Consider the following 11377-nt stretch of genomic DNA (forward strand, 5'->3'; position numbering starts at 1 on the left):
AAGGGCGTTTGCGGTTTATGTGGCTTGCGAGTTTGTAAATTTTTAGTGTTTGCGTGGGTGTTTGAAATCAAATTTTGTCTAATCGCAGGCTAAATTTGGCAAGAAACTTGATTATTTGTAGCTTAAATTTAGCAAAATTTAAATTTTCTTATCCAAATTTGATTATCTTGCTGTCACTCACAAAAGTGCTTTGCATAAAAACTTCTTGTGGGTTTTAAATTTCGTTTTTTATATGCTTGCATGAGTATTTGAGGCTAAATTTGGCAAGAGAAATATTGTTTTAATAATACTTTTTATGTTGTGACTAAATTTGATGAGAAATTTGCTTATTTATGGGTTAAATGCAGTAAATTTCAATTTTCGCTTACCAAAATTTATCCCACCTTTTTTACTGCCTCTTACGTGAGTGCTTTGCTGAAATTTGACAAGGTAAAGCTACCTTGTTGGAGTGAATTTGATAACCATATTGTGAGTTTATAAATTTATGGTGCGTGTGCGAGTATTTTAGACTAAATTTTGTAAGAAATTCGCTTGTTTATAGTTTAAATTTATAAAAGAGATTTTAGTACGGAGCGAGCCTAAATTTCATAAGCCGTTTCTTGCAAAAAGTGCTTTTTATCTGCTTGAGAAATCTTAAGTTTTGCTCGCTTTCTGGTAGGATTTCATCATTTAGCTTTACTATGTCGAAGTTGCAAGCGCTATGAAAATTTCTCGTTTGCGACACACCTGCTGCAAAGCCCTTCATTCTCAAGTAGCCATGCATAGAACGCACTACTTGTGCAATCAAGCAAAAAACATCAACGGCAAAAAATTTCAATTTTACTGCTCAAACCTCGCCACTCCACCATTTGCCGTCATGTCGGCTCTTTTAGCAAAATTTCTATAAAAAGCTCTAAAAAAGTGGTATGCTCGCTGCCCTAGTGAAATTTAACCAAGCTTCAGGTCCACATCCGCCACGCCAGCAAAATTTTGTCAAAACGAATACCGCATAAAATACTTCAAACTAGCGTAAATTTGATAGCTTACTAGTAAAATTTGCCGTGCGAAAACCAAACTCTCTTTTAGCTAAAACAAGCCAGCCTCATATTGATTTACGTCCAAATTTAGCTTGGACGTAAATTTACAGAGCCAAATTGGCCTACACATATCCTTGATCTATCATCGCATCAGCCACTTTTCTAAAGCCAGCGATATTTGAGCCAAGCACCAAGTTGCCCTCATCGCCAAACTCTTTACTTGTTTCGTAGCTTAGTTCAAAGATGTGATTCATGATGCCATGAAGTCTGCGATCGACCTCCTCGAAGCTCCATGAGGTCATGCCGGCATTTTGCATCATCTCAAGTCCGCTCGTGCCCACGCCACCAGCGTTTGCTGCTTTTGCTGGAGCAAAGTGAAAGTCTTTTTGCGCAAGCATGAAATTTATCGCATCAAGCGTGCTTGGCATGTTCGCGCCCTCAGCCACGAAGCGGCAGCCATTTGCGTAAAGCACTTTTATGTCAGCTAGGTGAAGCTCGTTTTGTGTCGCACATGGGAAGGCCCCGTCGCATGGTACGTCCCAGACGCCGTTTCTGCCCTCTTTATACTCGCTCACGCTTACATATTTTGCGTTTGGTCTAAATTTGGTGTATTCACTAAGGCGAGCGCGTTTTACTTCTTTTAGCTCTTTAAGCACCGCTAGATCGATGCCCTCAGCGTCATAGACATATCCGTTTGAGTCAGAGACGGTGATAGGCAGTGCGCCTGCTTGATAGAGCTTTTCGACCGTGTAGATGGCGACGTTTCCGCTACCGCTGACGCTGCATTTTTTGCCCTCCAAGTCAAGTCCAGCTTTTTTTAGCATGTTTTGAGTGAAATATACTAGTCCGTATCCAGTAGCCTCTGTGCGCGCTAGACTGCCGCCCCAGTTTAGCCCCTTGCCAGTTAGGATGCCATCAAATCTGCCAGTTAGCTTTTTATACTGACCAAACATATAGCCGATCTCTCTAGCGCCCACGCCGATGTCACCTGCTGGCACATCCACGGTGTTGCCGATATGGCGGTAAAGCTCACTCATAAATGCTTGGCAAAAGCGCATTATCTCGCCCTCGCTCTTGCCCTTTGGATCAAAGGTGCTACCGCCTTTTGCGCCGCCGATATTTACGCCAGTGAGCGAGTTTTTGAAAATTTGCTCAAATCCAAGAAATTTTAGCACGCCAAGATCGACGCTTGGGTGGAGCCTTAGACCGCCCTTGTATGGGCCAACGGCCGAGTTAAACTGCACGCGGTAGCCGTTATTTACCTTTGGTCTGCCATCATCGCCTGTGTATGTCACGCGAAAGATCACCGTGCGCTCAGGGATGACGATGCGCTCTAGGATCGCGTGTTTTTGGTACTTGCTCTCTCTTTTGATAAGCGGCTCTAGGCTGTTTAAAACCTCAGTCGCAGCTTGGACAAAGACGCCTTGACCTGGGTTGGTCTTCTTTATCCACTCCATCGTTTGTTCGATGTACTCGCTCATTTTTGCTCCTTTTTCCTTTTTTTGTAGTTAAATATTAACTCGGCTAGAAAAAATTTTTATTTAAAGATATTTTAATATTTTTATTTTGGGCAATGAGTGTTACATATCGAAACTAAATTTATAAAAAGTGGTTTTTGCATCATTTGTTGGGATAAATTTATAAAAGAGAATTTAGGCTGAGTGGAGCCTAAATTTACTAAATTTGCGCCATCTCTTGCCAAAAATCAAGTGCCGCGTCGTCTGCTTGGACAAATTTTAGAATTTGCTCGGTTGGTGGCAAAGGCTCATCATTTAGCCTTGCTATGCCTATGCTAGCCAGTGCTATAAAAAATTTTTCAAAGTCGCTCGCAACGCGCCTGCTGCAAAGCTCCTCATCTCCAAGTAGCCACGCATAGACCGCACCACTCGTGCAATCAAGCAAAAATATCCAAGGATCACCCACGGCAAAAACTATCAAATTTGCTGGGCGAGCTTCACCCTGCCACCATTTTCCACCAAACTCATCTACGCTGTTTAGGCGCACTAGCTCGCTCGCGTAGTCGCCTCTACTGCCAAAACTGACATTGCAAATTTCAAAATTGCCAAGGTCAAATTTGCTTAAAAGCTTTGTAAATTTAGCTGGAAAATTTACGCCAAGGCTCTTTTGCGCTTGCATAAACGCCGAAGCATCCTTTTGCGGCAAAAGCCTCATGCCGCTCATACCCTCTTGCTCTAGCGGCAAGAAAATTTGATCTAGCTTCCTAGCGATCTCATCTAATTTTAAAAACATATCGGTCCTTAAATTTGATAAATTTTGGCAAATTTTATCAAATTTAGCCTAGTGTGCTTTGAAATTTGGGTTATAATCGCCATAAATTTAAGGAGCTAGCGTGGTTAGATCATATCCTCTTGATATGCCTGGCGTGGAGTTTCGCGGGCACGGTGTAACTGGCATTTATGAGATGGGTGAGCGCATTGCATTTGTGCATTTTGCTTTTGGGGTGCCTAGCGAGCTAGAGATAGCTCAAAAGCTAACGCCAAACTACGTGCTACTAGATACATTTTCACGCGACTTTAGCGAGCATAAAAGATCAACGCTTACCTATAAACAAAGCGAAATTTTCATAGCCAGCGACGCACTTTGCTACCAAGAAAATGGCTACTTCGTGCTAAATACTAGATACTACAAGGGCTACATAAACTCCCCAGCAAAGCTTATAAAGATAGATAACGGGCTGATGAGCGAGCTCGGCGTTGCTAATGAGCCTGTAAAAGAGATATATAACGACGCTAAAACGTATGAATTTGATAGCTTTTGCGTGCGAATGAGTTCGCCATTTATGATGGAGTGCAAAGAAATTTTGGACAGCGCAGAGTTCAAAAGCGAAGCAAAAGATGAAAATTTAAACGCGAGTGTGCCACGTAAAGAGCAGGGCGCAAGGATAGGCAAGACCATCTGGCGGCTAAAGATTGGCGCATATCTCTACACGCCAGTTTGCCTGAATGATGGGGTGCTTTACTTTGGCACCGCTGGCAAGGGCGGAGATCTATATGCCGTGGATGCAAAAAGTGGCGAAGTGGTGTTTAAGTTTAAAACCAGCGGCACGGAGCATTTTGTTTGGGTCAAGGATCAAATTTTACTCGCAAACCGCAAAAATAAGCCAGTTTTGATAAGCGCTAAAGATGGCTTGCTATTAAAAGAGATAGAGTTTGAGAAATTTAGCCTTAGCGCAGATCAGATCATGCTAGTAAGCGGTGGCAGGCTCTACGCTGTGGCAAATGACGGAGCTAAAATTTACGCAGTTTGCGCGGAAATTTAGCCTTGGCGAAATTTATCGCCAAAGCCGCAATGAGATAAATTTTATCTCTTCTTCTTATATCTTTTTATCGCCTCTACGATGACCTCTTCTAGGTCGTCATTTGGCTCTTTGTTCATATCATCGTAGGTGTTTTCAAGGATAGTTTTTAAGTTTTTCTCGACGTAGCTAGTATCGAAAAATCCTCTTCTAAACTCCTTGCTTTTGCTGATCGTTAGCAAAAATGGGATGATCGTTCGCACGCCCTCGATAGTAAATTCTTCAAGTGCTCTTTCAAGCTTATTTACCGCGAGATCGTAGTCAGTCGCCTTGACGATCAATTTTGCGATAAGTGAGTCGTAAAATGGCGGTATGGTGTAGTCTTTATAGACGTGGCTATCGACGCGTACAGATGGGCCAAGAGCTGGGTAGTAGCCCTCGATCGTGCCTGGCGCTGGGATGAAATTCTCCCAGACATTCTCAGCCGTGATCCTAGCCTCTATCGCGTAGCCGCGCGGCTTGATGTCGCTTTGCTCGATCTCTAATATCTCGCCCGCAGCGATCCTTATCTGCCTAACGACAAGATCATGTCCTGTGATCTCTTCGGTGATGCCGTGCTCCACTTGGATACGAGTATTCATCTCCATGAAGTAAAAGTTGTTGTAGTCATCTAGCAAAAACTCGATCGTTCCTACGTTTGAGTAGCCCACAGCCTTTGCAGCAGCGACCGCAGTCACGCCCATGATCTTTCTTAAATTTTCACTAATCGAAGGGCAAGGTGCAATCTCGATGATCTTTTGGTGGCGCCTTTGGATAGAGCAGTCACGCTCGCAAAGGTGGATGATGTTGCCGTAGTTATCGCCTAAAATTTGAAACTCGATGTGGCGAGGATTGACGACAAGCTTCTCCATAAAAACTTCGTCGTTGTTAAAGTATGCTTTTGCCTCTCTGGTGCACGACTCAAAGGCATCTTGCATATCTTCTTCTTGCCAAACCTCTCTAATGCCACGGCCACCACCACCACCACTTGCTTTTAAGATGACTGGGTAGCCGATGCGTCTAGCGTGCTCTTTTATGGCATCCATGCTCTCATCATTTAGCTTTTCGGTACCTGGCACTATCGGTATGCCGTTTTTCTTCATTAGATATCTAGCGATGTTTTTATCGCCCATTTTTTTGATGACTTCAGCCTTTGGACCGATGAAGATGAGCCCAGCGTCCTCAACTGCCTTTGCAAATTCGTAGTTTTCGCTTAAAAAGCCGTATCCTGGGTGTATCGCGTCAGCCCCACACTCTTTAGCAAGCTTTACGATAGCTTTGGCGTCAAGATAGCCTTTGATCGGATCTTCGCCCACTTGATAGGCCTCATCAGCGATCCTTACATGCAAGCACTCGCTGTCTGGCGCTGTGTAAATTCCTACGCTTTGGATGTGTAAATCCCTACAAGCTCTGACTATCCTAACTGCGATCTCACCACGATTTGCGATAAGAATTTTATGTATCATAGGCTATCCTTTTTGAGTTTTTCTTATCATATAACTATTCGTTTTATTTTTAGATAAATTTGTTAAGTCTGGTTTTAAAATTTGAGTGCAAAGGCTAAATTTACACTCAAATTTCTTTATTTGCTGATGATTTGTGGGAAAGGTGTGGCTAGGGCCTTTTTGCTAAAGTCTTGCGACTCGATCGTAAAATTTGTAGCAAATCTTTGAATGCCCTCTTTTTTATAAGCACGCCTTTGGATGGTAAAAAGGACTAAATTTCCGCCCTGTTTGGTGTAGCGATATATCGAGTGCTCGGCTGTTGGAGTGCCATTTAAATTTGAAAATATCGTGATATCAAGATAAATTTCATTTGCTAGCGAGCCCTTTTTATAAGCTACTTTTAGCCCTTTTGCCTTTAGCTCTTTTAGATCATTTATCTTTTGCTCGACTGCTTGCTCTGGCGTAGCGTCAAATTTAAGGGTATTTAGCGAGAGCATGTAGCTAAAACTATCTAGTTTCTCACCAGGGAGCAAGTACTCCTGCGTGAATAAATTTGGCACAGGCTTGGCTGAGCCTGCTAGCGAGTAGAGTCTGTTGTCAAATTTTATCTGCATCGGCTCAAAATACTGAGTAGCCGCGAGCAAGAGCGCTGGCAAAGCGATAAATGCTAAAAATTTCTTCATCAAATTCCTTTAAAATGGATTTACTATCATGACCCAGATGATGATGAGCATCGCGATAGTTGGCACTTCGTTGTAAGCTCTAAAGAAGATGCCACTTTTGTTACAGCGTTTCTCTTTGAGCTGCTTCATGTAGCGTCCAAGGTCTAGGTGATAGATGGCCATTAAGATGACAACTAAAATTTTGACGTGGATGTGACCAGTTTTTATAAGATCAGGCATCGCGATAAGTATCAATATACCAGTGACAAATGAGCCGATTAGTGCGACCCAGCCGATATAGTGATACATCTTATACTCCATCACTTCGACCACTTTTACAAAGTCTGGTTTGTCCATGTTTTCTACGTGATAAACGTAGAGCCTTGGCTGATAAAACAGCACTGCCATCCACGAGATGAAAAACAAATAGTGGAGGTATTTTAAGTAAAGATAATATTCTGCCATAACGTCTCCTTATCTAAAAAGTATCTCTTTTCTAGCTTCAAATTCAGCCTTGCTGATCGCACCACTCTCAAAAAGCTCGTAAAGCCTTTTTAAGTCCTCTTCTTTATCTTTTAGTTTTACTCTCTCTTTTAGCTCGGCCTTTTGTAAATTTTTCTCGACATAAGCGCCAACCAAAAATGCATCGATGATCCACCAAATGCCCCAAATAGCTAAGAATGGTATGCCTATAATGAAATAAAACGTAGAGTAGCCAACGAAAAATAGTCCCATCATTAAAAAGCCAGTGATAAATTTACCAAGGTAAATTCTATGCGCCCCAAGCCAGCCAGTAAGTAGCCAAAGTGCGTATGCGACGTAGATATTATTTCCCACTCTCTCTCCTTTTTTTAAAACTTTGCCAAAGTATCATCACCACGCAAAGATCGATCATCACATCAGCGAAGTTAAAGACCGCAAAGTTAAACCACTTATGCCAAAAGACATAATCCACGACGCCGCCATGGATAAATCTATCTGTGATGTTTGAGCTGCCAGCTCCTAGCAAAGCTCCAAGCCAAATGGCATGTGAGCAAAGCAGCTTTTTTTCAACGACCAGATAGACAAAAACGCCTAAAATGAGGGCGATCTGGATAAATTTTAGCCACTCATCTAAAAAGGCAAACATCGAAAATGCAACGCCCTTATTATATGTAAGAACTAGCGAGAAAAACTCGCCCTCCCACGAAAAACCATCTATAAATATCATTTTTATCGCTTGATCAACGATAAAAATGATAAAAAACGCTATGAAAAATTTAACCAAATTTTTACGCATTTAGGGCTTTTACAAAAAATTTCTCAACTTCATCCATGCGTTTTTCAACTAAAGTTTGATTTTTGCCCTCAAGCAAAAGTCTGATCAAATTTTCAGTGCCAGAGTATCTAAAGAGCGATCTTATGCCCTCTTTTGCAAGGCTAGCCTCAAGCTCTTTTAGCCCTTCTATCTTATCAAGCGGCTTTTTCTCTGTGATCTTTAAATTTAGCAAAATTTGCGGATACGGCTTTAGCTCGCCAAAAATTTCACTAGCTTTTTTGCCTTTTTTAAGCATCATCGCAACAACTTGCATCGAAGTAACAAGGCCGTCGCCAGTCTTAGCGTAGTCGTTAAATATGACGTGTCCGCTTTGCTCGCCGCCAAAATTTATGCCATTTTCTTTCATCATCTCAAGCACGTATTTATCACCTACGTTTGAGCGAAGTAGCTTGATCTTGTGAGCTTTTAGATAGTCATCAAGCGCGGCGTTACTCATCACAGTAGCCACGATGGCACCGCCTTTTAGAGTCTTTTGCTCGTGCAAAAATGCAGCTAGTGAGCCAAGTATCGCATCTCCATGCACTACTTCTCCGTTTTCATCGACAACGACAAGCCTATCAGCATCGCCGTCAAATGCAAAGCCGATGTCAGCACGAAGCCTTTTTACCTCACTTGCTAGATCTTCTGGGTGAAGCGCACCGCAGTTTTGGTTGATGTTGCTACCATTTGGCTCATTGTTTATGACGATGACATCAGCTCCAAGCTCGCTAAATACAGTTGGTGCGACCTTGTAAGCAGCTCCATTTGCCACGTCTAAAACTACTCGTAAATTCTTTAAATTTAACTCTTTTGGGAATGAATTTTTGATCTGCACGATATATCTGCCGATAACATCGTCGATCCTCTTGTTTGCGCCGATCTCTGTCATCGTCTTTTGGGCGTTTGCGATGAGCTCGTCGTCGTAGAAGATTTTCTCTATCTCAGCTTCTATCTTTTCATCAAGCTTATTACCAAAGCTATCAAAAAATTTGATGCCGTTGTCGTAGTATGGGTTGTGTGAGGCGCTTATCATTATGCCAGCGTCACAGCGCATATTTTCTGTTAAAAATGCGATCGCAGGTGTTGGCATAGGGCCTATTTGAAGGACATTGTAGCCAACTGCAGTTAGCCCTGCAACGATGGCAGTTTCTATCATATAGCCACTTTTTCTAGTATCTTTTCCGACCAATATCACATTTGTAGCTGAGGTCTTTCTAAAGTAAATTCCAGCAGCCATTGCAAGACGCATAGATGTCTGAGCTGAAAGCTTTTCGCCAGCCTTACCACGAACTCCGTCTGTTCCAAAAAGTTTCATCAATTTATCCTTTTTATTATAAAATGGTGCTATTTTATCAGAAATTATCAAATTTAAAATCTAAAATTTTATTTGTTTTAAAGCTGACTTAAATTCAGTTACAATTAAATATATTTTTCATATAATCACGGACTAAAATTATCAAAAAAGGTATATTATGGCAAACCATAAATCTGCTGAAAAAAGAGCTAGACAAACTATAAAAAGAACAGAAAGAAACAGATTTTACCGCACTAGACTTAAAAACATCACAAAAGCAGTGCGTGTAGCTGTAGAAGCTAAAGATCTAAATGCTGCAAATGAAGCTTTAAAAGTTGCTAACAAAAGCATCCACAGCTTCGTAAGTAGAGGCTTTTTGAAGAAACAAACTGCTGCTCGTCGCGTTAGTCGCCTTGCTCAATTAGTAAATACTCTAAAAGCTGCTTAATCTATTAAATTTTAATGTTTGCTGATAAACTTCATCCATTTTTGGATCGCTATGATGAAATTTCTACGCTTCTGAGCGATCCAAATATAGCAAACGATATCGAAAAGATGACAAAGCTCTCAAAAGAGCAATCATCTATCGAACCAGTCGCAACTGCTGCAAAAAAATATCTACAAATTCTAAACGACATCGAAGAGAATAAAGCCTTACTTGAGGACTCTGAGCTTGGCGAGCTTGCAAAAGATGAGCTTAAAAATTTAGAAATTTCAAGAGAGAAGCTTGAAGAAGAGATTAAAATTTTACTTCTTCCAAAAGATCCAAACGATGACAAAAATATATTTTTAGAAATTCGCGCAGGCACTGGTGGTGACGAGGCTGCATTATTTGTTGGAGATCTTTTTAACGCTTACATCAGATATGCAGAGCTTCGTGGATATAAATTTGAGATCGTTAGCCAAAGCGAGGGCAACACTGGCGGCTTTAAAGAGATCATCGTGCTTATAAAGGGCAAAGGCGCTTACTCGAGATTAAAATTTGAAGGTGGCACGCATAGGGTTCAGCGTGTGCCAGAGACTGAGAGCCAGGGCAGGGTGCATACCTCGGCTGTGACTGTGGCTATCATGCCAGAGGTTGAGGACAGCGAGATCGAGATCAATCCAAATGATATAAGAGTAGATGTTATGAGAAGCTCAGGCCACGGCGGCCAGTCGGTAAATACAACCGATAGTGCCGTTAGGATCACGCACATACCGACAGGGCTTGTTGTCACAAACCAAGATGGCAAGAGCCAGCACAAAAACAAAGAGGCTGCGATGAAGGTGCTAAAAGCTAGACTTTACGAGATGCAAGAGCAAGAGAGGCTTGCTAAAGAGACTAGTGAGCGAAAGAGCCAAGTAGGCACTGGAGACCGCTCAGGTAGGATAAGAACTTATAACTACCCGCAAAACCGCATAAGTGATCACCGCATAAATTTAACTCTTTACCGCCTTGATGCGATCATGGCTGCAGGGCTATTTGACGAGATCATAGAGCCGCTCATCACTCACTATCAAGCAGAAGCGATGCTTGAAGCCGGAATTTAAACACCCTAACTTCTATTATTTCTAAACTCAAATTTATAAATTTCTTTTGTTTAAATTTAAAATTTAGAGTCAAATTTTATAAAAATAAGGTAAAGGTAATATTTAGTAATATTTATTTGAAAAAATTATTTAAATTATTTTTGTAAATTTAGTCTTATAAATAGCGTTATTTTGGCGTTTGAGAAGTTTTAAATTTTAATTTTTGATATTATAAAATTTCATATAACAATTTTAAGTTTTCATTAAAAATATTACTTTACAATGTCAAAACGATTTAAATCATAAAAAGGAAAAACATGTCTCTAAGTACAAGAAATCAACTAAATGTTGAGATATCAGAAGTAAGAACAGGTGCGGTAAATTCGTTAATAGCTGGCAAACTAGCAGGTGGTGAAGTGCTAAAAGCAACTGTTACAGTTGATAGCGAGAAAGCTCTTGATCTTAAAGTTGGCAAAAAAGCTATATTTTTATTCAAGGCTTCAAGCGTTATCGTTTCAAAAGATGACAGCATAAAACTTAGCGCAACAAACCAAATCAAAGGCGTTGTTAGCGAGATAAAAGACGGCGCTGTAAATGCTGAGGTTATCATCGACGCAAATGGCAGCAAAATTTCAGCTATCATCACTAGAGAGTCAGTTCAAAATTTAGCTTTAAAAGTAGGCGACAAAGTAACTGCTATCATTAAAGCAACTCAAATAATAGTTGGTGTTAAATAATTTCTCGGAGCAAATTTGCTCCGATCTCCCTTTAAACTAATATTTTTTATTAAGCTATAAAAGAAAATCCTCCCAAAAATCTAAAAAAATTGATCTATAAAAAATTTAATTCATATTCATTT

13 protein-coding genes are annotated in these 11377 nt (G+C 40.9%); 4 read left to right on the forward strand and 9 right to left on the reverse strand.

Features of this window, described 5'->3' with window-relative positions; all coding sequences use genetic code 11:
* Positions 1-562: 562 nt before the first annotated feature.
* From CYP26_RS01525 to CYP26_RS01535, 3 genes are all read right to left on the reverse strand, one after another.
* Entirely contained in the window at positions 563-817 is a 255-nt protein-coding gene (locus tag CYP26_RS01525) for a hypothetical protein (RefSeq protein ID WP_141090074.1), read from the reverse strand.
* Positions 818-1138: 321 nt separating this feature from the next.
* The gene (gdhA, locus tag CYP26_RS01530) at positions 1139-2497 is read right to left on the reverse strand and encodes an NADP-specific glutamate dehydrogenase (RefSeq protein WP_021084055.1); all 1359 of its coding nucleotides are present in this window, start codon (positions 2495-2497) and stop codon (positions 1139-1141) included.
* Between the two features lie 196 nt (positions 2498-2693).
* On the reverse strand, positions 2694-3266 hold the full coding sequence (locus CYP26_RS01535; protein ID WP_103630110.1) for an SMI1/KNR4 family protein: 573 nt from the start codon (positions 3264-3266) through the stop codon (positions 2694-2696).
* A gap of 100 nt (positions 3267-3366) precedes the next feature.
* Between CYP26_RS01535 and CYP26_RS01540 the strand changes: the two genes are divergently transcribed.
* Complete coding sequence (locus tag CYP26_RS01540; protein ID WP_103630111.1) at positions 3367-4296, forward strand: PQQ-binding-like beta-propeller repeat protein; 930 nt, start codon at positions 3367-3369, stop codon at positions 4294-4296.
* Between the two features lie 41 nt (positions 4297-4337).
* Here CYP26_RS01540 and CYP26_RS01545 read toward each other — a convergent pair whose 3' ends face one another.
* The 6 genes from CYP26_RS01545 to glmM form a co-directional block, all read right to left on the reverse strand.
* Positions 4338-5777: an acetyl-CoA carboxylase subunit A gene (locus tag CYP26_RS01545; protein ID WP_004317286.1), complete on the reverse strand. Its 1440-nt coding sequence runs from the start codon at positions 5775-5777 to the stop codon at positions 4338-4340.
* A gap of 116 nt (positions 5778-5893) precedes the next feature.
* Positions 5894-6439: a hypothetical protein gene (locus CYP26_RS01550; protein WP_103570564.1), complete on the reverse strand. Its 546-nt coding sequence runs from the start codon at positions 6437-6439 to the stop codon at positions 5894-5896.
* 9 nt (positions 6440-6448) lie between these two features.
* A complete protein-coding gene (locus CYP26_RS01555) occupies positions 6449-6883 on the reverse strand; it encodes a CopD family protein (RefSeq protein ID WP_004317437.1) in 435 nt (144 codons plus the stop codon).
* A gap of 9 nt (positions 6884-6892) precedes the next feature.
* On the reverse strand, positions 6893-7255 hold the full coding sequence (locus tag CYP26_RS01560; RefSeq protein WP_103630112.1) for an NINE protein: 363 nt from the start codon (positions 7253-7255) through the stop codon (positions 6893-6895).
* Positions 7245-7697 (reverse strand): signal peptidase II, encoded by a 453-nt coding sequence (gene lspA, locus CYP26_RS01565; protein WP_103630113.1) that lies wholly within the window; start codon positions 7695-7697, stop codon positions 7245-7247. Before lspA ends, CYP26_RS01560 begins: the two co-directional genes overlap by 11 nt.
* Positions 7690-9030: a phosphoglucosamine mutase gene (gene glmM, locus CYP26_RS01570; RefSeq protein WP_103558329.1), complete on the reverse strand. Its 1341-nt coding sequence runs from the start codon at positions 9028-9030 to the stop codon at positions 7690-7692. The genes lspA and glmM overlap by 8 nt, the downstream gene beginning before the upstream one ends.
* A gap of 157 nt (positions 9031-9187) precedes the next feature.
* Here glmM and rpsT point away from each other — a divergent pair, with 157 nt between their 5' ends.
* The 3 genes from rpsT (at position 9188) to CYP26_RS01585 (ending at position 11255) form a co-directional block, all read left to right on the forward strand.
* Positions 9188-9457 carry a 30S ribosomal protein S20 gene (gene rpsT / locus CYP26_RS01575; protein ID WP_004317319.1) on the forward strand — a complete coding sequence of 90 codons (270 nt, stop codon included), beginning with the start codon at positions 9188-9190 and terminating at the stop codon, positions 9455-9457.
* Between the two features lie 14 nt (positions 9458-9471).
* Positions 9472-10539 carry a peptide chain release factor 1 gene (prfA, locus tag CYP26_RS01580; protein WP_004317452.1) on the forward strand — a complete coding sequence of 356 codons (1068 nt, stop codon included), beginning with the start codon at positions 9472-9474 and terminating at the stop codon, positions 10537-10539.
* Positions 10540-10835: 296 nt separating this feature from the next.
* A complete protein-coding gene (locus tag CYP26_RS01585) occupies positions 10836-11255 on the forward strand; it encodes a TOBE domain-containing protein (protein WP_103630114.1) in 420 nt (139 codons plus the stop codon).
* The last annotated feature ends 122 nt before the right edge of the window (positions 11256-11377 follow it).

The sequence above is a fragment of the Campylobacter concisus genome, from assembly GCF_002913225.1.
GTDB lineage: Bacteria > Campylobacterota > Campylobacteria > Campylobacterales > Campylobacteraceae > Campylobacter_A > Campylobacter_A concisus_J.